Consider the following 21393-nt stretch of genomic DNA (forward strand, 5'->3'; position numbering starts at 1 on the left):
CGCGACCGAGCCGCCGCCTTCCCACCGGAGACGGCGGCGTCAGCCTGGGCGCAGGATTTCCTGACTCCTTCCCCGCTGCGGGAGAAGGATCGGGATCACCCCCGCAGCAGCACCACCGCGAACCCGGGCGCGTCGTTGCGCCACGCCCGCTCCAGCCGCCAGCCGGCCTCCGCCGCCAAGGCCTCGAAGCCCTCCACGGTGAACTTGCAGGAGTTCTCCGTGTGGATCGTCTCGCCCCGGGCGAAGTCGAACCTGCGACCCTTCACCGTCGCCCGCTGCTCCGCCAAGCTGACCAAGTGCATCTCCATGCGGCTCTCCCGGGCGTTCCACATCGCCCGGTGCGCGAACCGGCCGAGATCGAAGTCGCCGCCCAGCTCGCGGTTGATGCGGACCAGCAGGTTGCGGTTGAACGCCGCCGTCACCCCCTGGGCGTCGTCATAGGCCGCCACGAGGTCGGCCGCGTCCTTCACCAGGTCGACGCCCACCAGGAAGCCCGCGCCCGCGCCCAGCAGCCGCCGCGCGCCCTCCAGGAAGCGCCTGGCCTCGGCCGGGGTGAAGTTGCCGATGGTCGAGCCGGGGAAGAAGCCCACCCGCGGCCGGCCCGTGGTCTCGGCGGGCAGCTCCAGAGCGGCGGTGAAGTCCTCCGCCAACGGCGCGACCGTCAGGTGCGGGTAGTCCCGGCGGATCGACGCCGCGGCCTCGGCCAGGGCGTCCGGGCTGATGTCGATAGGGGCGTAGACGGCGGTCTGCGGCGCGGCGTCCAGCAGGATGCGGGTCTTCACGCTGGCCCCGCTGCCGAACTCCACCAGGGCCGCGCCGTCGGGGATCTCCCCGGCGATCTCCGGCGCGGCCTTGCGCAGCAGCGCGATCTCCGTGCGGGTCGGATAGTACTCCGGCAGCTCGCAGATCGCCTCGAACAGCCGCGAGCCCTCGGCGTCGTAGAAGTACTTGGGCGGGATCGCCTTCTGCGGCAGGGCCAGGCCCCGCAGCACGTCCGCGGCGAACGCCGACTCCGGCTCGGCCGCCGCCCCTGCCGGCCCGGCGTCGCGCGCCAGCCGCAGGCCGGCGAACACCCACCGCTGGTGAGGGGCGAAGAAGTTGCGGTAGCTGGCCCGCGCGTGGCCGGCCGGGGTCACGCAGGACGCGCCGCGCAGCACGAACTGCCCGGCCATGAACTTGCCGTTGTATTCTCCCACCGCGCCGGCGGCGGGGTGGAACCCGGGATAGGGCGAATAGGCGCTGCGGGTCCATTCCCAGACCTCGCCGGACATCTGCCGGAGCCCGCCAGCGGGCCCCGCCGCCGCCGGCTCCAGGCGGGCCCGGTCGAGCAGCTCGCCCGTGCGCGCCACGCCCGCCGCCGCATGCTCCCACTCCGCCTCGGTCGGCAGGCGCGCGCCCGCCCAGGCGGCGTAGGCCTCAGCCTCGTAGAAGCTCACGTGCACCACCGGCGCGTGCGGGTCCACCGGCCGCAGCCCCCGCAGGGTCATGGTCCCCCAGCCGCCGTCCTCCTCCTGCCAGTAGAGCGGCGCGCGCCAGCCCTCCGCACGCACCGCGTCCCAGCCGGCCGAGAGCCAGAACTCCGGGCGGCGGTAGCCGCCGGCCGCCATGAAGGCCAGCCACTCCGCATTGGTCACCAGCCGGTCGGCGAGCGCGTAGGGCTGCAGGAACACCTTGTGCCGCGGGCCCTCGTTGTCGAAGGCGAAGCCCTGGCCGCCGTGGCCGATCTCCACCAGGCCGCCGGCCAGGCGCACGAATCCGGCCGGCCCCGGGTCGGCCGCCGGCGAATGCGCGCGCGGCGGCGCATAGGCCGGCTTCAGCGGCGACCGGGCGAACAGGTGCAGGATGTCCATCAGGATCAGCTCCTGATGCTGCTCCTCGTGCGCCAGCCCCAAGTCCAGCAGCGGCCCCGCCCGGGCGCCGTCGGCCAGCAGCCGCCGCATCCCGGCGTCCACATGCGCCCGGTAGGCCAGCACGTCGTCGAGCGACGGCCGGGTGATCAGCCCGCGCTCCGGGCGCGGATGCCGCGGCCCCGCCGCCTCGTAGTAGGAGTTGAACAGGTAGCCGAACCGCGGGTCGAAGGGCCTGTAGTCCGCCAGGCCCGGGACCAGCAGGAAGGTCTCGAAGAACCAGGTGGTGTGCGCCAGATGCCATTTTGTCGGGCTGGCGTCGGGCATCGACTGGGCGAGCTGGTCTTCCGCCGTCAGCGGCCGGGTGAGCCCCTCGGTGGCCAGGCGCACCGCCAGGTAGCGCGACGGCCCGTCCGCCGGCGCGTCGCCGGCGGCCTCCAGTCGGGCGCGACCCGCAGCATCGTCGGCGAACGCCATGGCGTGCTCCTCGTCATCCGCTGAACTCTCGCCGAGAGCCTCCGGCCTCGGCCGATGTGGCCGCACCTGGCTTCGCCGCAACGTGGCGCCTTGCGCCGGGTTCCCGAAACGTGGGGGTTTTGCGCCCCGCCGCAACCCGGAACAGATGCAATGGGGACGCGTTCCAAATCCAGCCGTCTTCTTGGCGGAATTCGCCTGGGCGCGGCGGGAAACATGTCGGAATGTCAGCGGTTCAAGGTTGGCGCGAAGAGGTGGTCGGATTGATACCGACCCTGCGCGCCTTCGCCTGGTCGCTCAGCCACAACGGGGCCGACGCCGACGACCTGGTGCAGGAGACCCTGATCAAGGCCTGGTCCAACCGCGCGCGGTTCGAGCCGGGCACCAACCTGCGCGCCTGGCTGTTCACGATCCTGCGCAACACCTACTATACTCACCTCCTGCGCCGCCGGCGCGAGGTGCGCGACGAGACCGGCGCCTACGCCTCAACGTTGCGGTGCGGGCCGATGCAGGACTGGAGCCTCGCCGTCCGCACCCTGCAGGCCGCCCTGGCCGAACTGCCGGCCAAGCACCGCGAGGCGCTGATCCTGGTGGCCGCGGCGGGGCTCAGCTACGAGGAGGCCGCCGCCGTCTGCGGCTGTGCGCTGGGCACCATCAAGAGCCGCGTGAACCGCGCGCGGGCCAAGCTGCTGCGGCTGATGGACGTGGACGAGGCCAGCGACGTGATCACCTTCGAGCCGACCGGCGCAGCCGTCGGCAGGTAAGCTAGCCCTGGCGCCCGACCTTGCGGGGCGCGGGCGGGGCCTCGTCGTCGATCTGGTCGATGATCGACAGCAGCCGGTCGGGAACGGGCTGGGCGCTGATGGCGGCGATCATCTCCCGCAGCGCCTCGTCGATGCGCTTGCGCGCCGCGGAGGTCAGGATTCGACGCGCCATATTCGCGCTCCAGGCGAATTTCCGTACTCTGAATACACCTGCCGGGACCCCTGGCAACCGCGACAGGATCGCGCAGCCTTGCCCGCCGTGGGGACGGCAGTTGCTGAAATTGCCGAAGCGGTGCGCGGCTTAAGGCGCCGCCCGGTCCCAGAGGCCGGGCAGGTTGGCGGTGACGCAGGGATTCGAACCCTGGATACCCTTTCGGGTATGACGATTTAGCAAACCGTTGCCTTCAGCCACTCGGCCACGTCACCCGCTCGCAAGGTGAGGGATCACCCGCGTCGCCGTCCGTAGCCCCCTGGGAAGGGGATGCGCCGGGCGGAAGGGGTTTCTAGCGGAGGTCGCGGGCGCTTGCAAAGCCGCGATCGCAGACGGTCGCCACGCCCCTCCCCGCCCCTACTCCTCGTCCGCCGCGCTCACGTCCGGCAGCAGGCGGGCAAATGGCCCTCCACGGCGGCGTAGCATTCGCAGGCCGCCTTCTCGATGCCCGGCCGGTCCAGCACCTCCACCGCCCCCCGGTGGTAGGCGATCGGGCCGCGGGCCTGCAGCTTGCTGCTCACCGCCGTCACCGTCGTGCGCTGCACCCCGAGCATCTCGGCCAGCGCCTGCTGGGTCAGGTGGAAGCTGTGGTCGCCGGCCCGGTCGTGCGCCGCCAGCAGCCAGCGGCAGCATCGCTGCTCGATCGAGTGCAGGGCGTTGCAGGCCGCCGACTGCATCATCTGGGCGAGCAGGGGCGTCGGAGTAGCGGGCGAACAGGTCGGCCACCCGCGGCGACTCGCTCTTCACCTTGTCCAGCTTCTCGGTGGGGATCTTGAAGGCGGCGCCGGCGATCTGCACCACCGCCTGGCCGAAGGCGGGCTTGTTGCCGTTGGAGACCACGCCGCCCACCGCGCCCCATTCCCCCCGCCAGGGGCATGCGGCGCATCGCTGCGGGGGGCCGCCTTTTCGCCGCGACCGTTAACGGCGTGCTCAGATCGAGGCGCCACTGTAGGCACCCCGGAGTTTCGGTCAGCCTCGCGAGTCATGGCGTACACTTCAAGATTGCAGCGCGTCCTGCTGGAGCCGGCGCTCACCGGCCCGGCGCAGGCCCCGAAGCGGGCCGCCGACCGCCGTGGGCCGTTCCGGCCCAGGCGGCTGGTCTCCACGCGCGCGCGCCTGCGCGGCCCCCTGGTCGCCCACATGTTCCAGGCCGGGGACGTCGTGGCCGTCCTGGCCGCCGACCTGGCGGCGCGCGCCCTGGCCCCGCCGCAGGCCGCCCAGGCGCCCTTCTTCGCCGCGCCGCTGGCGCTGGTCGCCGGCCTGGCGCTCTTCCGCGCCTACGGCTTCGGCCGCCGCGAGAGCCTGCCCATCCACCTGGGCCGCCTCGCCGTCGGCGCCTGCGTCGCCGCCGCCGTCACGGCGCTGGCGCTCTACCCCTTCGTGGGCCGCGCGGGCTTCCAGGCGGCGCTGGCCGCCTGGTTCCCGATCAGCCTGGCGGCGCTCGCCGGCCTGCACTGCGTCTGGTGGTTCTGCGTCCGCCGCTGGCGGGAGGACGGCCGGCTCACCCCCAACATCGTCGTGGTGGGCGCCACCGGCGCGGCCGCGCGCCTGATCGCCGCCGGGCTCAAGCGCCGCGAGGTCAACATCCTGGGCGTCTTCGACGACCGGGCGGCCCGCGCGCCGGGCCAGGTGCATGGCGTCCCGGTGCTGGGCGACACCGAGGCCCTGGTCGGCCACCGGATCATGCCCTACGTCGACCGCATCGTGATCACCGTGCCCTCGCGCGCGCGGACGCGGGTGGGCCAGCTCATCGAGCGCCTGGCGGTGCTGCCCAACGAGATCGCCCTGCTGCTCGACGGCCAGGACCCAGCCTACGAGGCCGCCGCCATCTCCCGCGTCGCCGACGTGCCCCTGGCCCGCATCTGCGGCCATTCCACCAACGACGTCAGGGCCGTCGTCAAGCGCACCCAGGACCTGGCGCTGGGCGCCCTGGCCCTGGCGCTCGCAGCGCCGGTCATGGCGCTGATCGCGCTCGCCGTCCGCCTCGACAGCCCCGGCCCGGCCATGTTCCGCCAGCGCCGCCACGGCTTCAACAACGAGGAGATCGTGGTCTGGAAGTTCCGCTCCATGCGGGTGGAGACCGCCGACGCCACCGCCTCGCGCCAGGTCTGCGTGGGCGACGACCGGGTGACCCGGGTCGGCCGATTCATTCGCCGCACCAGCCTCGACGAGCTGCCGCAACTGATCAACGTGCTCACCGGCGAGATGTCGCTGGTGGGTCCCCGGCCGCACGCGGTCGGCATGCGCACCGGCGACGTGCAGTCCGCCAAGCTGGTCGCCGAATACGCCCACCGCCACCGCATGAAGCCCGGCCTCACCGGCTGGGCCGCCATCAACGGCTCGCGCGGGCCGGTGGACACGCCTGAGCTGGTCCGCCGCCGCGTCGCCCTCGACATCGAGTACATCGAGCGGCAGTCCTTCTGGCTCGACCTCTACATCATGGCCATGACGCTCCCCTGCCTTGTCGGGGACCGGCAGGCCGTGCGCTAAGCTGCACCCCGCGAGCCTCACGGAAGGGCGTCGATGTTCTGGCGAGGCGTGATCGGATACCTGCCGGCCAACCTGGTGCAGGCCTTCGTGGGCCTGGGCGCCATCGTCACCTTCACGCGCCTGCTCACGCCGGAACAGTACGGCGACTACGCACTCGGCTTCTCGCTGATGACGCTCACCCACACCCTGCTGTTCACCTGGAACGAGGCCGCCATGGCCCGCTTCTGGGCCGGCGAGGAGATCAAGGGGAACGTCCGCCACCACCTGGCCACCCTCTATCGGCTGTGGCTGCTGCTGCTGGGCGCCCTGCCGGCGGCGGCCGTCGTGGTGTTCCTCTGGCCCATGAAGCCCGACATCCGCCTGGCCGTCCTGGCGGGCCTGGCCGCCATCCTGCCGCGCACCCTGGCCAAGCTGGCGCAGGAGCGGCGCCGCGCGGCGGGCGAGGTGCGCGGCGCCGTCGCCCTCGACATCGGCCAGACCCTCGGCGGTTTCCTGCTGGGCGCGGCCTTCGCCTGGGCGGGGCTCGGCGGCTCGGCCCCGCTGTTCGGCGGCGGACTGGCGGCGGCCCTCTGCGTGGCCTTCGTGTTGCCCAGGGAGTGGGGCAAGGCCGCCGGCGGCCGCTACGAGGCCGACCGCGCGCGGCGCTACGCGGCCTACGGCGCCCCGGTGGCGCTGTCGCTGGTCCTGGCCCTGGTGCTCTCCACCACCGACCGGTTCCTGATCGCAGGCTTCCTCGACCAGGCTTCGGTGGGCGTCTACCACTCGGGCTACAGCCTCGCGAACCGCACCCTGGACGTGGCCTTCATCTGGCTGGGCGCCGCCGGCGGCCCAGCCCTGATCATGGCGCTGGAGCGCGGCGGAGCCCCGGCGCTGAAGGCCGCCGCCCGGGAGCAGGCGGCGTTCATGGTGCTGGTCACCCTGCCCGCCGCCGCCGGCCTGGCCCTGGTCGCCTCCCCCCTGTCCGAGCTGCTGGTCGGCCCCGCCCTGCGCGACGGCGCCGCCCGGGTCACCCCCTGGGTCGCCGCGAGCGCCTTCCTCTCCGGCGTCACCACCTACTACTTCGCCCAGGCCTTCACCCTGGCCCGGCGCACCCGCCTGCTGCTGGCCGCCATGGCCATCCCAGCGCTGGCCAACGTCGCCCTCAACCTGGTGCTGATCCCGCGCATGGGACTGACCGGGGCCATGGCCGCCACGGTGATCAGCTACGGCCTGGGCCTCGCCGCCTCGCTCGCCCTGGGCCGCGGCCCGCTGGCCCTGCCCATCCCCTGGCGCGCGCTGGGCGAGGCGGCGTTCGCCACGGCGGCGATGGCCCTGGCCGTCAGCCGCCTGCCCGCCCCGGGCGGCGTCCTCGAACTGGGCCTGAAGGCCGGGGTCGGCGCCCTGGTCTACGGCGCCGTCGTCTTCGCCCTGGACGCTGGAGGCCTGCGCAGCCGCGGCGGCGCGGCCGTCCGCATGCTTCGCGCCCGGGCGGCCGCATGAGCGCTGCCGCCGAAACCCTGGTCGACAACGCCGCCTGGGCCGCCGGCGCGCCCAGTCTCTCGGTGCTGATCCCCTTCAAGGGCGACGATCCCAGCGGCCTGCTGGCGATGCTCGGGCGCGAGGCGGTCGCCGCCGAGGTGGTCGTGCTCGACGACGGCTCCGCCGATCCGGCCCTCGCCCGGCGCGCGACCGAGGCCGTGCAGGCCTGCCCCCTGCCCGCCCGCCTGGTGCTGCTGGCCCGCAACGTCGGCCGCGCCAAGGGCCGCAACCGGCTAGTGGCCCATGCCCGCGCCCGCCACTTCCTGTTCCTGGACAGCGACATGGCGCCGGACGACGAGACCTTCCTGGCCCGCTGGCTGGCGCTGGCCGCCGCCGAGGACGCCCCCGTGGCCTTCGGCGGCTTCTCGCTGAAGCAGGCGCCGCCGCGCCGCGACCAGGCGCTGCACCGCCGCATGGCGGCCCACTCCGACTGCCTGCCCTCCGAGGTCCGCCGCCTGACCCCGGAGAAGCATATCTTCACCTCCAACCTGCTGGTCCGCCGCGACGTCTTCGCCGCCGAGGCCTTCGACGAGGGCTTCGCCGGCTGGGGTTGGGAGGACGTGGAGTGGGGCATGCGGGTGGCCCGCCGCTGGCCGATCCGGCACGTCGACAACCCCGCCACCCACCTGGGCCTCGACACCGCCCGCACGCTGGCCGCCAAGTACGAGCAGTCGGCCGGCAATTTCGCCCGCGTGGTGGCCAGCCACCCCGAGGTGGTCGCCGCCTATCCCAGCTACCGCGCCGCCCGCCTGCTGAAGCGCGCGCCGCTGCGGGGCCTGTGGCGGCCGCTCTTGAAGGCCTTCGCCCTGGCCGACGCGGCCCCCCTGCCGGCCCGCGCCTTCGCCATGCGCCTCTATCGCGCCGCCCTCTACGCGGAGGCGGTGTGATGGCCTACGCCGAGGCCTACCAGCCGGACCGCTCGCTGAAGGGCAAGCTGCGCCGGCGCGCCGTGCGCCTGGTCCACCGCCGCCCGCTGGCGGCGTCCCCCGGCCGGCCGATGATCTCCTTCAGCTTCGACGACGCCCCGGCCACCGCCGCCCGGGCCGGCGCGGCGGCGCTGGAGGCGCGCGGCCTGCGCGGGACCTTCTACGTGGCCGCGGGCCTGGCCGGCGGCGAAGCCCCGATGGGCGTCTGCGCCGAGGGCGCCGACTACCGCCGCCTCGCCGGGGCCGGCCACGAGATCGCCTGCCACACCTTCTCCCACCTCGACTGCGGCCGGGCCTCCGGCCCCGAAGCCCTCGCCGACGTGGCCGCCAACGCCCGGGCCCTGGCCGCCTGGGGCGCCCCCGCGCCGGAGACCTTCGCCTATCCCTACGGCGACGTGGCCGTCGCGGCCAAGCAGGCGCTCAGCCCCCGCTTCCGCCTGCTGCGCGCCCTGCACCACGGCCTGGTCGAGCAGGGCGCGGACCTCGCCCAGGCCCCCGCCGTGGGCATCGAAGGCGGCGGTGGCGAGGCCGTCGCCCGCCGCTGGATGGCCGCCGCCCTGCGCCGCAAGGCCTGGCTCGTCCTCTACACGCACGACGTGCGCGAAGACCCGTCCCCCTGGGGCTGCACGCCCGCAGTGCTGGCGCGGCTGATCGACCACGCGGTTTCCGAGGGCTTCGAGGTCGTGACGGTGGTGGAGGGCGCGCGAAAGCTGAGCGGCGACGCGTAATTCGCGAAGCGCTGTGCCGAGTAATTCGGTGATGCTTTCGTTCTTTCCCTACGGGAAAAACGAAAGCATCACCGAATTACATGCCGACGCGGGACGTGTCCGAAGCCTCGTCAGGCCACGCCAGCTTGACGGCGAGGGCCACGAACAGCACCCAGCGCAGGTCGTTGTAGACGACGCTGACGCTCTCGGTCAGCGTCATCAGGCCGTAGACCATCAGGTAGGGCGCGGCGAGATAGGCGCCCCGGGTCCGGAACACCGCGACCACCGCCAGCACCAGGGTCTGCAGCATGGTGAGCGCGTAGGCCGCCAGCCCGAACACCCCCAGCCCCAGCCACTGCTCGATCCAGGCGTTGTGGGCGTGCTGCGGCTTGAAGCCGGCGTCGCGGACGATCCAGGCCAGCGGCCCCCAGGCCCCCTTCTGGTCCCAGACCACCCCGTAGCCGTAGCCGGTCCACGGCCGCTCGGCGATCTGGCGCAGCGCCGCCGACCAGATCCGGGTCCGGCCGGTGAAGGTGGCGTCCTTGCCCAGCACCGCGAAGAACAGGTCGGCGGCGAACAGCAGCAGGCCTGCGAACATCGTCAGCCCCAGCATCGCCAGCCAGACGCTGGCCACACCCGCCGCCGGCCCGCGCCTGGCCGCCGCCACGAAGGCCAGCACGCCCAGGCCGAGCAGCAGCGAGACCAGCGAGGTCTTCGATGTCGACATCAGCACCAGGAACAGGGTCAGGGCCGCAAACGGCAGCCAGATCTTCGCCCGCCGCCGGTTCAGCGCAGCGGCGGCCGCCAGCACCACGAAGCCCAGGGCCATGTTGCCGCCGAATGCGTTCTTCTCCTCCCAGACGCCTCGCCAGGCGCCGGGGAACAGCTCGTGCATCACCCCCACCGACGGGACCAGCAGCGCGGCCAGCAGCCCCACCACCGCCATCACCGCGAAACAGGCGGCCATGATCTCCGCCATCTGCGCCCAGCGGTAGCGGACCGCCAGAATCGCCCCGCTGAGCGTTGTGCAGTAGACGGCGAAGGCCCGCCGCGCCGTCTGGTCCGGCGCGATCGACCACAGGACCGAGACCCCGACGATCAGCATCAGCACGATCAGGAACGGTTGCCGCGCCACGGCCTTCACCGCCGCGGCCGGCGCGCGCAGGAACAGCGCGGCGCCGACCAGGTAGGCCGGGAAGAACAGCGTCCGCACCAGCCCGCCGGCCGCTGCAGCCCCGGCGCCCTCGCCGATCAGCGGGAAGACCCAGGCCTGGCTGTAGATCACCAGCATCCCCACCGAGGCGACCGCCGCGGCGCCCCTGAGCAGCGCCTCGGGACGGATCTCGCCGGCGTGGGCGCGACGATCCCAGGCCGCCTCGCTCATGGGATCAGGCCCCTGAGGAACCTGGGGGTGCTGACGGTGGCGCGGTTGAAGAACAGGCCCGAGACCGCCCCGCCGGCGCCGGCGACGGCGTCGCGCAGCACCGCCGGCGGCTTCACGTCGGCCTGGTCGGCGGCCACCACCAACACGGTCTGGTCCATATAGGGGGCGATGGTCACCGCGGCCTGGGAGCGGTCGGCCGCCGGACAATCGACGATCACCACCTCGGCGTGGTTGCGCATCGCATGCCAGTAATCGCCGCGGGCCAGGACGTGGACGGTCTGGCCGGCCCGCAGCACCTCGCGGCGGAAGCGGGTCGCCCACCAGCGGCCCAGGCCCACCCGGTGGGCGGCCAGGTAGCCGGCGTCCGGCCAGGGCTTGCCCTCGGAGGTGCGGGCGCCGGGCTGGACAGTGAAGAACATCGATCCGTCGGGCGTGGCGGCCACCGCCTCGCCCAGCGCCCCGTAGCGGCCGGGATCGGAGCGGATCACCGCATGCTGCGGCGAGGCCAGCAGGTCCATGTCCACCAGCCACACCGACCGGCGCGCACCCATCGAGGCGTAGAGCGCCAGCTCGCGGGCGACGGTGGAGGTCCCCTCCCCCTGCCGCGCAGCGACCACCTGGATGACCCTGGGCCGCCCCTGGGCGGGTGCGCCCAGCGACGTCCAGAGCTCCATCATCTCGGCGCTTAAATCCACCATGGTTCGAATCGCCGTAGCCGCAAGAGCCTCAAGCTAGCGCATGTGCCGCCGCCGCGGGCGGGGCCATAGCGGCTCAAGCCTTCATCGGCGCGGCGCCCAGCACCGGCAGGTCCAGCGTGCGCGCCGCCGACCGCGGCGTGGGCATCCCGGGCCGCAGGAAGGCGCGCAGCAGGCCGGCGCACAGCGCGGTGAACCCTGCGAACAGGACGGACAGCACGAACAGCGGCTTCTTCAGGCTCTTGCCGCGGGTGGGCGGCAGCGCCCGCTCCACGATGCGGATCGAATCGTTGGAATAGGCGGCGATCTCCTGGGCTGCGCGGCTCTGCTGTTCGCGGACCGTGAAGTCGCGGACGTTGGTCTGCAGCACGTCGCGGTCGAGGCTGAGCTCCTGGTACTGCGGCTCCAGGGCCGCGAACCTGATCCGCCGGTCGGTGATCTGCTGGAGCTGCTGGTCGAGCTCGGCGCGGGCCTTGCGCAGCGCCTGCACCTCGGCGGCGAGCTGGATCTTATCGGTCTGCACCGTCTGGTAGACGGGGTTGACCCCGAAGCGCTTGGTTCCGTCCCCGGTGGTGCGGCCGGACGCGACGCCCGCCTCCAGCTGGGCGATCTGGGCGTCGAGCTCCTTCACCGGCCGGGCGTCGGGCTTGTAGCGGGCGAGCAGGTCCTCGCGCTGCACCTTCAGCTGCACCAGCTTGTCGGAGCCGTTGTTCTGGTCGCGGAACAGGCCGATCTCCGGCGACACCTGGCCGAGCTGGCCGGCCAGCGTCGCCAGCCGACCCAGGCGGTCCTGCAGCTGGGCGTCGGTCTGGTACTTCTGCTGCTCGATCTGCGCCTGCAGCTGCGACAGCGAGGTCTTCTCGGCCGTGAAGTCGCCGATGCGGTTGGCGTTCAGGAACTGCTCGTAGGCGTCGTCGGCCTTGGCAAGCTGCTGCTCGAAGCCGCGGCGCTGCGCCTCCAGCGCCGGCGAGGTCACCTCGGACAGCACGTTGCGGCGGTAGATCAGGTATTCTTCCAGAAGGGTGTTCAGCACCCGGGCGGCCACCTCCGGCTTCTCGTGGGAGAAGCTCACCCGGATGATCGGGGTGCTGGGCGCGGTCTCGACCTTGAAATCGGCGGTGAGGCTCTGGATGGCCTGGCCCATGATCTTGCGCTTCTCGTCCGGCGCGGCGACAGCGTATTTCCTGGCCATCTCCGGATAGATCAGGCCGAGACCCAGCCGCTCGATCACCCGCTGCTTCAGGTGGGCGCTGGAGAGGATCTCGGTTTCGGACTGGATCACCGAGTCCGCATCCGGCACCGCGCCGCGGCCCGCGTCGCCGGCCCGCGGCTCGTAGACGTACTCCTGGCCCAGGCGGACCAGCACGCTGGAGGAGGCCGGGTAGCTGGTCTTCATGGTGAAGGCGACCAGCGCCCCGAGCACGAAGATCACCAGGAACACCAGCGCCATCAGCCACCGCTCGCGCCAGAGCAGCGCCGGCAGGTCCCACCAGTCGTAACGCAGGCGGACGCCGTCCGCCGACGTCGCCGGAGCCTCCCGCCTCGATGTCCACGCGCCAGGCGAAGCCATGCTGATTCCACTGTCCTGAAGACTTGCAGCTCACCCTCGTCGCGCGCGATTAACGGTCCGTTACCCATTCTCCTTAACCTTTGGGACATGGCCGCTTCCCTTCGTCCCGCCCGCCGTCTGATGCTCCTCGGGAGCCTGCTGCTGAGCGCCTGCGCCTCAAGCGGCGCCCCGGCGCCAGGGCCGAACGGCCAGGGCTTCTCGAACATCCCCTACGCCGACTGGTCGGACTACGAGCCGCCCTACCGGTTCTACCCCGGCGACGAGGTGGAGGTGTCGGTGCTCTCGGCGCCGGAGCTCAACAAGACGGTGCCGGTGCAGCCGGATGGGCGGATCGCGCCCTCGCTGATCGCCCCGGTGATGGTCGCCGACCGCACCGTCGAGGACGTCAGGGCGGCGCTCGGCCAGGCCTATGCGGCCCAGCTGCTGCGGCCGGAGATCAATGTGGCGGTCAAGGCCGCGCCGATGAAGGTGTTCGTGGGCGGCGAAGTCGGAACCCCGGCCGTCTACGACATGAACGGGGACGTCGACGCGCTGCGGGCCATCGTCCAGGCCGGGGGCTTCAAGCCCACCGCCGACACCCGGCGGGTGATCATCCTGCGGCGCGGTCCTGACGGCCGGGGCATGATCCGCAGGGTCGATCTGTCGCGAGGTCTGCACGCCGAGGGCGCGGACCTGGCGCCGCTCCGGCGCTTCGACATCGTCTACGTGCCGCGCACCGGCGTCGCGGCGGCCGGACTGTTCATCCAGCAGTACATCCGGGACCTGACGCCCGTGCAGTTCGGGTTCAGCTACGCGCTGGGCAGCCCGTCGATCCGCTGATCGGCGAAGCCGCCGGACGCAGCCGGCGCCGCCTCAGCCGTGGGCCAGCCATTCCCGCGCGGCGCGCTGGGCCTCGGCGACATCTTCCGAGGCCATCTCCTGGCTCAGCTCCTTGCGGTAGACCTTGGCCTCGATCGACCCGCGCATCGCCGCCAGATTGAACAGCATGTGCGCGGAGACGTAGTCGAGCGGCGCGCCGCCCTGACCGGTCGAGTAGAGCAGCCCCAGGCGGAAGAGATCGTCGCCGGTGGCCTCGGGCGCCGGCAGCGGCAACCCAGCGGATATTTGCGTTTCCATGCTCATGAGCATGTTCCTTACCCCATTCCGATCGATGACATCCGTTCTGGACATCCAAGTCGATCATCCCGGGCGCAAAGAGAGGCGGCCCCGCCTGAACATACAGTTAATCGCAAAAGCAGCGTGGCGTCATAGCAACAGCCGCCGGCGCCGCAGCCTTCACACTCGCGAAACCTGTCTCGCCGGAGGATTAACGGGCGCGCTGGTTGAACAGCATCCGCCGCGCCTCGTCCCCGCCTGGGCCGGATTGCTGCAACCGCAAGTCCTCGCTCACCTTTTTGCCCTCCTCGAGGGCGCGCTGCACCGCGGGACGCTCACCCACCCGCGCCTTCCAGGCCTTGAGGTGCGGAAACTCGTCGACGTCCAGGGCTGCGTCGGAACGTCCCTGCACCCAGGGCCAGCAGAGCATGTCGGCGATCGAATACTCGTCTGCGACGAAGTCACGCGCCTGAAGGCGCCGGTTGAGGACGCCGTAAAGCCTGTGGACTTCATTGGTGTAGCGGTTGGCGCCATAGGCCGAATATCGCTGATCGGCCAGGAACATGGGCGAATAGTTGCGGAAGTGGTTGCGCTGCCCGGCCATGGGGCCGAGGCCCGCCATCTGCCAGAACGCCCACTCGTCCACCCGCACGCGGGCGCGCTCGTCCGTCGGATAGAACTTGCCGGTCTTGCGGCCCAGGTACTGCAGGATGGCGCCGGACTCGAAAACCGAGATCGGCTGGCCGTCCGGGCCGTCGGGATCGACGATGGCCGGCATCCGCCCGTTGGGGCTGATCGCCTGGAACCCCGGCTCGAACTGGTCGCCGCGGCCGATGCGCACCGCCACGATGTTGTAGGGCAGGCCCATCTCCTCCAGGGCGATGACGACCTTGTGCCCGTTGGGGGTCGGCCAGTAGTGGACGTCGATCGGGGCAGCCATCGGGACCTCCTGCCCCAGGCGGGCGCATACCGGGCTTAAACGGCTTCGGATCGCCCCGGGCAAGCCGAACTTTACATCGCAGCGACCGGTTTGAGATTTCTTGTGCGGGGCGAGTCGCACTTCATGTTGCGGTCCCCGGGCCGGGCGTTCAGGTCGAGTTCAGGCGCGGGCGTGCAGCCTATGCGGGTCGACGGACTGTTACGAAGCCGGGCCCGGCCGATTGGAGGCGTAACGGATGAAGCGTCTGATCCTCAGCCTCGCCGCCGCGGCGACGGTCGCAGGACCTCTGGCCGGGGCCGCCACGCCTGCCGAGGCCCAGGGCCGCTGGTCGCGCGAGGATCGCTGGGAGCGGGGTGAGGAGCACTACGAGCGTCGCGAAGAGTGGGAGCGGCGCAGGTGGGAAGGCAATGGCTGGGACCGCAGCCGGCACAACGGCTACTACTACAACCGGCGCTGGTTCTATGGGCCGCCGCCTGCGGCCTACTACGGCGATCCGTACTACCGGCCCGGCTATTCCGCCTGGCGCCGCGGGGCCTCCCTGCCGCCGACCTACCGCGGCTATGTGATCCACGACTATCCGCGCTACCGCCTGCGGCCGCCGCCGCGGGGCTACGCCTGGTACAGGGTGGACAACAACTACCTGCTGGCGGCGATCGCCAGCGGCGTGATCTTCGACATCATCCCGGGGGATTGAGGGTCCTCTAGCCGCCCAGCTTCGCGCGCAGCAGCTGGTTGATGGCGCCCGGGTTGGCCTTGCCGCCGGTCTCCTTCATCACCTGGCCCACGAACCATCCGATGGCCTGCGGCCTGGTCTTCACCGCCTCGGCCTGGCCGGGGTTGGCCGCGATCAGCCTGTCGATGATCGCCTCCAGGGCGCCGGTGTCGCTGACCTGCTGCAGGCCCTGCGTCTCGACGATCTGGCGCGGGCCGCCCTCGCCGGCCCACATCCGCTCGAAGACGTCCTTGGCGATCTTCGAGGAGATGACGTTCTCCTCGATCAGGCCGGTGAGCTCGGCGATCACCTCGGGCCCGAACGGGCTTTCGCTGAACGCCAGGCCGGCCGCCGACAGCCGGGCGGCCAGGTCGTTGGTCACCCAGTTGGCGGTGAGCTTCGGATCGCGCCCCTTGACCGCCGCCTCGTAGAAGTCGGCCTTGTCCTGCTCGGAGATCAGCACGCCGGCGTCATAGGCCGACAGGCCGTACTGCGACTGCAGGCGGGCCTTCTTGGCGTCGGGCAGTTCCGGCAGCGAATCCCGGATCCGTTTCACCCACGCCGGGTCGAGCTCCAGCGGAAGCAGGTCGGGATCGGGAAAGTAGCGGTAGTCGTGCGCCTCCTCCTTGGAGCGCATCGGGCGGGTTTCGCCCTTGCCCGGGTCGAACAGGCGGGTCTCCTGATCGATCTTGCCGCCGTCCTCGAGGATTTCGATCTGGCGGCGGGCCTCGTACTCGATGGCGGCCTGGATGTAGCGGTAGGAGTTGACGTTCTTGATCTCGCAGCGCGTGCCCAGGCCCTCGCCCGGCCGGCGGACCGAGACGTTGACGTCGGCGCGCAGGTTGCCCTTCTCCATGTCCCCATCGCAGGAGCCGAGGTAGACGAGGATGGTGCGCAGCTTCTTCACATAGGCCGCGGCCTGGGCCGACGAGCGCATGTCCGGCCGCGATACGATCTCCATCAGGGCGGTGCCGGCGCGGTTCAGATCGACGTAGGTCGCGCCGGGGTCCTGGTCGTGCAGGCTCTTGCCGGCGTCCTGCTCGAGGTGCAGGCGCTCGATGCCGACCGTGAAGGTCGAACCGTCGTCGTGCTCGACGACGATCTCACCCTCCCCCACGACGGGATGCTTGAACTGGCTGATCTGGTAGCCCTGGGGCAGGTCTGGGTAGAAGTAGTTCTTACGGTCGAAATGGCTCTTCAGGTTGATCTGGGCGTTCAGCCCCAGGCCGGTGCGCACCGCCTGCTCGACGCAATGGCGGTTGATCACCGGCAGCATGCCGGGCATGGCGGCGTCCACCAGGCTGACCTGGCTGTTGGGCGGCGCGCCGGCGCCCACCGCAGCGCCGGAGAACAGCTTGGCGTTGGAGGCCACCTGGGCGTGCACCTCCAGGCCCAGGACGATTTCCCACGGCCCCGTGCGGCCGGCGATCAGGTTGGATGTGTCGCTCATGGCCTGACATGTAGTCCGCGGCGCACCGAAGCGGAAGCGGGCGCGTTTATCACGAAGCCGTCGCAGGCGGGTCACGCATCCGCCTTCATTCACGGGTGAAAGCCGGCCCCCTGTGCGACCCGGAACGGAGCGAAGACGTGGCGAGACTTGCGATCCTGGCGGCGGTGGCGGCGATGACGCTGGCCGGTTGCCAGCAGAAGGCCGCGCCGGCGGCGCAAGGGGACCAGGCCAAGTTCGCCGGCCTGGATCAGGCGATCCTCTCCTGGCGCAACGACATCCGCAAGACCGAGGCGGCCTGCCGGGACGGGGGCGCCGGCAAGGGCTGCCAGAACTTCGAGGTGACCTGCAAGGCCGAGCGCAGCGTGGCCACGGAGGAGCAGGCCCGCGGGGTGGCGGCCAAGGTCGTCGCCGGCATGACCTGGCTGGCCTGGGACGCCAAGCGTGCGGAAACGACGCCGGCCTCAGCCTTCGTGGAGTTCACCAACACCGGCGGCGCCTGGTCGCACGGCGCGCCCCTGAAGGGCAACCTCGCCACCTGCGAGACCTTCGAGGGCCGCCGGACCTAGGGCATGTCTTTGAAATGGAGCCTGGCCTTGCGGCCCCACCCCTCCGGTCAGGAGGGGTGCGCGGCCTTGTAGGCCTTGGCGGCGGTGTTGAACGCCTGGCCCACACGTTCCTTGTCGACCTGGTTTTCGCTCACGCCGGCGTCAGCCGCCTTGGCGACGGCCGGATCGAGCTTGGCCCTGGCCGCCTTGGCCGCCTTCTTCCGCGCCTCCAGGTCGTCGAGCACGCAGGTCTGGTAGGCGTCGGACGCGGTGATGAAGGTGGTGACGGCGGCCTTCGCGGCCAGGAGCTGCTCCATGGTGGCGGTCGTCCCGTCCACCGGCGCCGGCGCCTCGGGCCGCGTGCAGGCCGCATCCGCCAGAGCCGGCCCGGCCAAACCGAGCATCGCGCCCGCCGTCAAGATCGCCGCAAACTTCATCGTGTGTTTCCTCGCACCTGTCCCTCGGGCGGGGAGACAACCACACACCGCCGCCGGCTGGAAGCCCCCGCCGGGGTCGGAGATCCGCGCGTCCGGAAAGCGGTACGCCGCAGGCCCGGGCCGACGCGATCCGGAGATCCAGCCCAGGCCTGCGTACCTGTCCCACACTGGAATGAAGAGGCAGGTGAAAGATCCGACTGCAGGAACGGCGCCGCTCAGTCCTGGCGTTCAGAAATCCGCTTCAGCTTGGCCGGGTCGGGCCGCCAGAGGGTCACCCCGTCGGCCTCCATGCGCGCCAGCTGCTCTTCCTCGAAGCGCCGGACCACCGGGGCGATCGACGATTCGTTCTTCGCGCGGCGCCGGCGGGCGCGGCGCGCCAGCCCGTCCCGCAGCGACCGCAGGGCGAACGCCGCCAGCAGCGTCGCGAAGAACGCCCACCAGAGGATTTCGACCGTCGATCCGAGGGAAAGGCTCATGCCCATATCTTGGCGCCTTCCGGCCCGCTCGAAAATGGGAAAGCACCCGCCGAGCGCGAAAAATCTGCGACGCCCGGCCCCGCGCCGCCCGGACCGCCGGCTTTACCTTTCCGGCCGGCGTCGCCAGATGTCCCGGACGCCCTCCCGCCGGAGTCCCGCAATGCCCGACGCGCCACGGCCGATCGCCGAGATCGCCAGCTACCACGCCCACATCTATTTCGACTCCGCAGCGACGCGCGACCACGCCGAACGGCTGCGCGCCGCGATCGGCGAGCGGTTCCCCGTGACCCTGGGCCGCTGGCATGAAACCAAGGTCGGCCCGCACGACCGGGCCATGTACCAGGTGGCGTTCGCGCCCGAGGTGTTCCCGGCGCTGACGCCCTGGCTGATGCTGAACCACGGGCCGCTCAGCGTGCTGGTGCATCCCGACACCGGCCACCCGCGAGCCGACCACCTGCAGCACGCGCTGTGGATCGGGCCCGCCCTGCCGGTGTATGGCGAGATCCTGCCCCTGGACGCCGCGCCCGAGCCGGCGCCCGCGCCCAACACGACGCCGACGTTCGCGCCGTAAGCTCATAACCCGAGACACACAGGTTCAAATCCTGTCCCCGCACCCAAGTCACCACCAGCGTTCGGGACGCCCCCGGAAGTCGGCCGCCTTCTCCAGCGCGCCGCCCAGCGAGAACAGCGTACCCTCGTCGAGGGCGCGGCCGATCAGCTGCAGGCCGAGCGGCAGGCCGGCGGCGTCGACGCCCGCCGGCAGGCTCATGCCCGGCAGGCCCGCCAGGTTCACCGTCACCGTGAAGATGTCGTTGAGGTACATGGCCACTGGATCGGACGCGTTCTCGCCCAGGGCGAAGGCGGCGCTGGGAGCCGTGGGGGTCAAGAGGGCGTCGACCTTCTCGAACGCCCGGTCGAAGTCCTCGGCGATGCGCCGGCGGACCTTCAGCGCCTTCAGGTAATAGGCGTCGTAATAGCCGGCCGAGAGCACATAGGCGCCGATGAGTATCCGGCGCTTGACCTCCTCCCCGAAGCCCCTGGCGCGGGTCTGCTCGTAGGTTTCCAGCAGGTTGGCGCCCTCGACCCGCAGGCCGTAGCGCATGCCGTCGTAACGGGCGAGGTTCGACGAGGCCTCCGCCGGGGCCACGATGTAGTAGGCCGGCAGGGCGTATCTGGTGTGCGGCAGGGCCACCTCGACGATCTCGCAGCCGGCGTCCTTCAGCCAGGCGATGCCCTGTTCCCACAGGGCATCGATCTCGGCGGGCATGCCGTCGACCCGGTATTCCTTCGGCACGCCGATGCGCAGGCCCTTGACCGACTTGCCGACGAAGCCGGCGAAGTCCGGGGTCTCCACCGGCAGGCTGGTGGAATCGCGCGGGTCGTGGCCGGCCATGGAGGTGAGCAGGATCGCCGCGTCCTCCACCGTGCGCGCGATCGGCCCGGCCTGGTCGAGGGACGAGGCGAAGGCCACGATCCCCCAGCGGGAGCAGCGGCCGTAGGTGGGCTTGATGCCGACCGTGCCGGTGAAGGCGGCCGGCTGGCGGATCGAGCCGCCGGTGTCGGTAGCCGTGGCGCCGAGGCACAGCCGGGCCGCCACCGCCGCGGCCGAGCCGCCGGAGGAACCGCCCGGCGTCAGGTCGGGGCCGCCGCCGGCGCGCCGCCAGGGATTGACCACCGGCCCGAAGGACGAGGTCTCGTTGGACGAGCCCATGGCGAACTGGTCCATGTTGAGCTTGCCCAGCATCACCGCCCCGTCCCGGAACAGGTTGGCGGTGACGGTGGACTCATAGGTCGGCGTGAAGTCGGCCAGGATGTCGGAGCAGGCCGTCGTCCGCACGCCCTCGGTGCAGAACAGGTCCTTGATCCCGATGGGCGCGCCCTCCAGCGGCCCCGCCTCGCCGCGAGCGCGGCGGGCGTCGGCGGCGCGGGCCATGTCGAGGGCCCGCTCCGGCGTCTCCAGCACGAAGGCGTTCAGCGGCCGGGCCGCCTCCACGGCCTCCAGGTGGGCGCGGGTGATTTCCTCGGAGGAGAAGGCCTTGGCGGCCAGGCCGTCCAGGGCCGCCTTCAGGGTCAGGTCGGTGAGGCCGGCCATCACTCCACCACCTTCGGCGCCACGAAGAAGTCCCCGGCCCGCTTCGGCGCGTTGGACAGCACCTTCTCGGGATCGCCCCCCTCGGTGACCACGTCGTCGCGCATCGGCAGGGTGGCGCGCACCGCCGAGGTCATCGGCTCGACGCCGTCGGTGTCCACCTCCCCAAGCTGCTCGATCCAGGCGATGATGCCGTTCAGCTCCTGGGCCAGCGAGGCCAGCCGTTCCTCGGGCTCGGCGATGCGCGCCAGCCTGGCGACCTTGCGCACGGTCGCCACGTCGATGGCCATGGGGAGGCTCCTTGATCTGCTGGCGCAGGGGTTTGCAGCGCGGGGGCGCGTCTGGCAAGCGGAGTGGCGTGCGGGAGCGGCGGCGGCAGGGCGGAAGCGCTTAGAGGGGTGAACATCATTAGCGGTTTCGGGGGGTCGTAAACAGCGGTTTCGGTGGCATGAGCAGGAACTGCGAAGACTACCACGATTGGAACGAATGGGGAACATTTTCCGGCGCCCGAAGCGGCGGCCTGCTCCCCATGACGTTCGCGTGTGCGGCCGAAGACCACGCCCGCAAGCCTCGCCAGCGTGGGCGATACGCGATAGGCCGGGCGCATGACAAGCAAGCCTGACGCGCTGCGGCGCCTGATTGACCTGCCCGGCGTGAACGACCTGGAGTACCGGGCGATCCTGAAGCGGGATTTCGCGGAGCCGGAGGCCCGGGCCGAGTTTCCGGAGATCGACGCGTGCGCCGCCGCCCTGTTCGGGCTGACGGCCGACGAGGCCGAGGCGGCGCCGCGGCCGCAGGGGTGGGACGACATCGAATGCAAGGCCCCGGCCGTGCAGGTCGCCGCGTTCGAGGCCGAGGGCTGGGACGTCACCGACGACAAGCGCCGGCCGCTGCGGGTGCTGGGCCATTTCAGCGCGCCGCTGTGGTTGGCCGTGCGCGGCGTGGCCGGGACCCTGCCCTTCCAGGCCGAGAGCCGCGAGCCGGAAGCCTGGGTCTCCAAGCTGGAGGCCGACGCCAAACGGTTCCGCAAGCGCTAGGCGGCGCCGATGAGCGAACAGGTTCG

At 71.6% G+C, this 21393-nt stretch carries 23 protein-coding genes and 1 tRNA gene; 10 read left to right on the forward strand and 14 right to left on the reverse strand.

Annotation, left to right across the window (positions count from 1 at the left end; translation table 11 throughout):
- Window positions 1–95: 95 nt before the first annotated feature.
- Window positions 96–2324, reverse strand: a complete 2229-nt coding sequence (egtB, locus tag VGL30_RS02780; protein ID WP_331536535.1) for an ergothioneine biosynthesis protein EgtB — start codon at window positions 2322–2324, stop codon at window positions 96–98.
- 221 nt (window positions 2325–2545) lie between these two features.
- Between egtB and VGL30_RS02785 the strand changes: the two genes are divergently transcribed.
- A complete protein-coding gene (locus VGL30_RS02785; protein ID WP_331536537.1) occupies window positions 2546–3085 on the forward strand; it encodes a sigma-70 family RNA polymerase sigma factor in 540 nt (179 codons plus the stop codon).
- Window position 3086: 1 nt separating this feature from the next.
- Here VGL30_RS02785 and VGL30_RS02790 read toward each other — a convergent pair whose 3' ends face one another.
- From VGL30_RS02790 to VGL30_RS02800, 3 genes are all read right to left on the reverse strand, one after another.
- Window positions 3087–3257 carry a NepR family anti-sigma factor gene (locus VGL30_RS02790; protein WP_331536539.1) on the reverse strand — a complete coding sequence of 57 codons (171 nt, stop codon included), beginning with the start codon at window positions 3255–3257 and terminating at the stop codon, window positions 3087–3089.
- Between the two features lie 164 nt (window positions 3258–3421).
- Window positions 3422–3511, reverse strand: a tRNA-Ser gene (locus VGL30_RS02795).
- Between the two features lie 162 nt (window positions 3512–3673).
- A complete protein-coding gene (locus VGL30_RS02800; protein WP_331536541.1) occupies window positions 3674–3976 on the reverse strand; it encodes a helix-turn-helix domain-containing protein in 303 nt (100 codons plus the stop codon).
- A 322-nt stretch (window positions 3977–4298) separates the two neighbouring features.
- On the opposite strand from VGL30_RS02800, the gene VGL30_RS02805 reads away from it, so the two are divergent.
- Genes VGL30_RS02805 through VGL30_RS02820 form a run of 4 tightly spaced genes read left to right on the forward strand, consistent with a single transcriptional unit; the run spans window position 4299 to window position 8958 of the window.
- On the forward strand, window positions 4299–5786 hold the full coding sequence (locus tag VGL30_RS02805; RefSeq protein ID WP_331536543.1) for an exopolysaccharide biosynthesis polyprenyl glycosylphosphotransferase: 1488 nt from the start codon (window positions 4299–4301) through the stop codon (window positions 5784–5786).
- Between the two features lie 33 nt (window positions 5787–5819).
- Complete coding sequence (locus VGL30_RS02810; RefSeq protein ID WP_331536545.1) at window positions 5820–7265, forward strand: lipopolysaccharide biosynthesis protein; 1446 nt, start codon at window positions 5820–5822, stop codon at window positions 7263–7265.
- The gene (locus tag VGL30_RS02815) at window positions 7262–8191 is read left to right on the forward strand and encodes a glycosyltransferase family A protein (RefSeq protein ID WP_331536547.1); all 930 of its coding nucleotides are present in this window, start codon (window positions 7262–7264) and stop codon (window positions 8189–8191) included. Before VGL30_RS02810 ends, VGL30_RS02815 begins: the two co-directional genes overlap by 4 nt.
- Complete coding sequence (locus VGL30_RS02820; RefSeq protein ID WP_331536549.1) at window positions 8191–8958, forward strand: polysaccharide deacetylase family protein; 768 nt, start codon at window positions 8191–8193, stop codon at window positions 8956–8958. Before VGL30_RS02815 ends, VGL30_RS02820 begins: the two co-directional genes overlap by 1 nt.
- A gap of 76 nt (window positions 8959–9034) precedes the next feature.
- On the opposite strand, the gene VGL30_RS02825 is transcribed toward VGL30_RS02820, so the two are convergent.
- The 3 genes from VGL30_RS02825 to VGL30_RS02835 form a co-directional block, all read right to left on the reverse strand.
- Window positions 9035–10321: an O-antigen ligase gene (locus VGL30_RS02825; protein WP_331536551.1), complete on the reverse strand. Its 1287-nt coding sequence runs from the start codon at window positions 10319–10321 to the stop codon at window positions 9035–9037.
- The gene (locus tag VGL30_RS02830) at window positions 10318–11019 is read right to left on the reverse strand and encodes a sugar kinase (RefSeq protein ID WP_331536553.1); all 702 of its coding nucleotides are present in this window, start codon (window positions 11017–11019) and stop codon (window positions 10318–10320) included. The genes VGL30_RS02825 and VGL30_RS02830 overlap by 4 nt, the downstream gene beginning before the upstream one ends.
- 73 nt (window positions 11020–11092) lie before the next feature.
- Window positions 11093–12586 (reverse strand): GumC family protein, encoded by a 1494-nt coding sequence (locus tag VGL30_RS02835; RefSeq protein WP_331536555.1) that lies wholly within the window; start codon window positions 12584–12586, stop codon window positions 11093–11095.
- 120 nt (window positions 12587–12706) lie between these two features.
- Between VGL30_RS02835 and VGL30_RS02840 the strand changes: the two genes are divergently transcribed.
- Entirely contained in the window at window positions 12707–13405 is a 699-nt protein-coding gene (locus tag VGL30_RS02840) for a polysaccharide biosynthesis/export family protein (RefSeq protein WP_331536557.1), read from the forward strand.
- A 33-nt stretch (window positions 13406–13438) separates the two neighbouring features.
- Here the strand turns inward: VGL30_RS02840 and VGL30_RS02845 are convergent, their stop codons facing one another.
- Together VGL30_RS02845 and VGL30_RS02850 are read right to left on the reverse strand one after the other, a co-directional pair.
- The gene (locus tag VGL30_RS02845; RefSeq protein WP_331536559.1) at window positions 13439–13714 is read right to left on the reverse strand and encodes a sel1 repeat family protein; all 276 of its coding nucleotides are present in this window, start codon (window positions 13712–13714) and stop codon (window positions 13439–13441) included.
- A gap of 178 nt (window positions 13715–13892) precedes the next feature.
- On the reverse strand, window positions 13893–14621 hold the full coding sequence (locus VGL30_RS02850) for a glutathione S-transferase N-terminal domain-containing protein (RefSeq protein ID WP_331536561.1): 729 nt from the start codon (window positions 14619–14621) through the stop codon (window positions 13893–13895).
- A 235-nt stretch (window positions 14622–14856) separates the two neighbouring features.
- Between VGL30_RS02850 and VGL30_RS02855 the strand changes: the two genes are divergently transcribed.
- Window positions 14857–15315 (forward strand): RcnB family protein, encoded by a 459-nt coding sequence (locus VGL30_RS02855; RefSeq protein WP_331536563.1) that lies wholly within the window; start codon window positions 14857–14859, stop codon window positions 15313–15315.
- Between the two features lie 7 nt (window positions 15316–15322).
- Here VGL30_RS02855 and gatB read toward each other — a convergent pair whose 3' ends face one another.
- The gene (gatB, locus tag VGL30_RS02860; protein WP_331536565.1) at window positions 15323–16783 is read right to left on the reverse strand and encodes an Asp-tRNA(Asn)/Glu-tRNA(Gln) amidotransferase subunit GatB; all 1461 of its coding nucleotides are present in this window, start codon (window positions 16781–16783) and stop codon (window positions 15323–15325) included.
- Between the two features lie 137 nt (window positions 16784–16920).
- Here gatB and VGL30_RS02865 point away from each other — a divergent pair, with 137 nt between their 5' ends.
- Entirely contained in the window at window positions 16921–17349 is a 429-nt protein-coding gene (locus tag VGL30_RS02865; protein ID WP_331536568.1) for a hypothetical protein, read from the forward strand.
- A gap of 47 nt (window positions 17350–17396) precedes the next feature.
- On the opposite strand, the gene VGL30_RS02870 is transcribed toward VGL30_RS02865, so the two are convergent.
- Complete coding sequence (locus tag VGL30_RS02870) at window positions 17397–17732, reverse strand: hypothetical protein (RefSeq protein ID WP_331536570.1); 336 nt, start codon at window positions 17730–17732, stop codon at window positions 17397–17399.
- Window positions 17733–17980: 248 nt separating this feature from the next.
- Window positions 17981–18241, reverse strand: coding sequence for a hypothetical protein (locus tag VGL30_RS02875; RefSeq protein WP_331536573.1), 261 nt, complete (start codon window positions 18239–18241; stop codon window positions 17981–17983).
- A gap of 160 nt (window positions 18242–18401) precedes the next feature.
- On the opposite strand from VGL30_RS02875, the gene VGL30_RS02880 reads away from it, so the two are divergent.
- Window positions 18402–18812 (forward strand): DOPA 4,5-dioxygenase family protein, encoded by a 411-nt coding sequence (locus VGL30_RS02880; RefSeq protein ID WP_331536575.1) that lies wholly within the window; start codon window positions 18402–18404, stop codon window positions 18810–18812.
- Window positions 18813–18860: 48 nt separating this feature from the next.
- On the opposite strand, the gene gatA is transcribed toward VGL30_RS02880, so the two are convergent.
- Both gatA and gatC read right to left on the reverse strand, forming a co-directional pair.
- Complete coding sequence (gatA, locus tag VGL30_RS02885; protein ID WP_331536577.1) at window positions 18861–20333, reverse strand: Asp-tRNA(Asn)/Glu-tRNA(Gln) amidotransferase subunit GatA; 1473 nt, start codon at window positions 20331–20333, stop codon at window positions 18861–18863.
- A complete protein-coding gene (gatC, locus tag VGL30_RS02890) occupies window positions 20333–20620 on the reverse strand; it encodes an Asp-tRNA(Asn)/Glu-tRNA(Gln) amidotransferase subunit GatC (RefSeq protein ID WP_331536579.1) in 288 nt (95 codons plus the stop codon). The genes gatA and gatC overlap by 1 nt, the downstream gene beginning before the upstream one ends.
- Before the next feature lie 315 nt (window positions 20621–20935).
- Between gatC and VGL30_RS02895 the strand changes: the two genes are divergently transcribed.
- A complete protein-coding gene (locus tag VGL30_RS02895; protein WP_331536581.1) occupies window positions 20936–21367 on the forward strand; it encodes a hypothetical protein in 432 nt (143 codons plus the stop codon).
- Window positions 21368–21393 lie beyond the last annotated feature (26 nt).

It is taken from the genome of Phenylobacterium sp. (genome assembly GCF_036502675.1).
Classification (GTDB): Bacteria; Pseudomonadota; Alphaproteobacteria; order Caulobacterales; family Caulobacteraceae; genus Phenylobacterium.

Bases quoted from the DNA above. Each gene is read 5' to 3' on its own strand.
- egtB (WP_331536535.1), bottom strand. From the start codon at position 2,324: ATGGCGTTCGCCGACGATGCTGCGGGTCGCGCCCGACTGGAGGCCGCC.
- VGL30_RS02785 (WP_331536537.1), top strand. From the start codon at position 2,546: ATGTCAGCGGTTCAAGGTTGGCGCGAAGAGGTGGTCGGATTGATACCG.
- VGL30_RS02790 (WP_331536539.1), bottom strand. From the start codon at position 3,257: ATGGCGCGTCGAATCCTGACCTCCGCGGCGCGCAAGCGCATCGACGAG.
- VGL30_RS02800 (WP_331536541.1), bottom strand. From the start codon at position 3,976: ATGATGCAGTCGGCGGCCTGCAACGCCCTGCACTCGATCGAGCAGCGA.
- VGL30_RS02810 (WP_331536545.1), top strand. From the start codon at position 5,820: ATGTTCTGGCGAGGCGTGATCGGATACCTGCCGGCCAACCTGGTGCAG.
- VGL30_RS02815 (WP_331536547.1), top strand. From the start codon at position 7,262: ATGAGCGCTGCCGCCGAAACCCTGGTCGACAACGCCGCCTGGGCCGCC.
- VGL30_RS02820 (WP_331536549.1), top strand. From the start codon at position 8,191: ATGGCCTACGCCGAGGCCTACCAGCCGGACCGCTCGCTGAAGGGCAAG.
- VGL30_RS02825 (WP_331536551.1), bottom strand. From the start codon at position 10,321: ATGAGCGAGGCGGCCTGGGATCGTCGCGCCCACGCCGGCGAGATCCGT.
- VGL30_RS02830 (WP_331536553.1), bottom strand. From the start codon at position 11,019: ATGGTGGATTTAAGCGCCGAGATGATGGAGCTCTGGACGTCGCTGGGC.
- VGL30_RS02835 (WP_331536555.1), bottom strand. From the start codon at position 12,586: ATGGCTTCGCCTGGCGCGTGGACATCGAGGCGGGAGGCTCCGGCGACG.
- VGL30_RS02840 (WP_331536557.1), top strand. From the start codon at position 12,707: ATGCTCCTCGGGAGCCTGCTGCTGAGCGCCTGCGCCTCAAGCGGCGCC.
- VGL30_RS02845 (WP_331536559.1), bottom strand. From the start codon at position 13,714: ATGCTCATGAGCATGGAAACGCAAATATCCGCTGGGTTGCCGCTGCCG.
- VGL30_RS02850 (WP_331536561.1), bottom strand. From the start codon at position 14,621: ATGGCTGCCCCGATCGACGTCCACTACTGGCCGACCCCCAACGGGCAC.
- VGL30_RS02855 (WP_331536563.1), top strand. From the start codon at position 14,857: ATGAAGCGTCTGATCCTCAGCCTCGCCGCCGCGGCGACGGTCGCAGGA.
- gatB (WP_331536565.1), bottom strand. From the start codon at position 16,783: ATGAGCGACACATCCAACCTGATCGCCGGCCGCACGGGGCCGTGGGAA.
- VGL30_RS02870 (WP_331536570.1), bottom strand. From the start codon at position 17,732: ATGCTCGGTTTGGCCGGGCCGGCTCTGGCGGATGCGGCCTGCACGCGG.
- VGL30_RS02875 (WP_331536573.1), bottom strand. From the start codon at position 18,241: ATGAGCCTTTCCCTCGGATCGACGGTCGAAATCCTCTGGTGGGCGTTC.
- VGL30_RS02880 (WP_331536575.1), top strand. From the start codon at position 18,402: ATGCCCGACGCGCCACGGCCGATCGCCGAGATCGCCAGCTACCACGCC.
- gatA (WP_331536577.1), bottom strand. From the start codon at position 20,333: ATGGCCGGCCTCACCGACCTGACCCTGAAGGCGGCCCTGGACGGCCTG.
- gatC (WP_331536579.1), bottom strand. From the start codon at position 20,620: ATGGCCATCGACGTGGCGACCGTGCGCAAGGTCGCCAGGCTGGCGCGC.
- VGL30_RS02895 (WP_331536581.1), top strand. From the start codon at position 20,936: ATGACAAGCAAGCCTGACGCGCTGCGGCGCCTGATTGACCTGCCCGGC.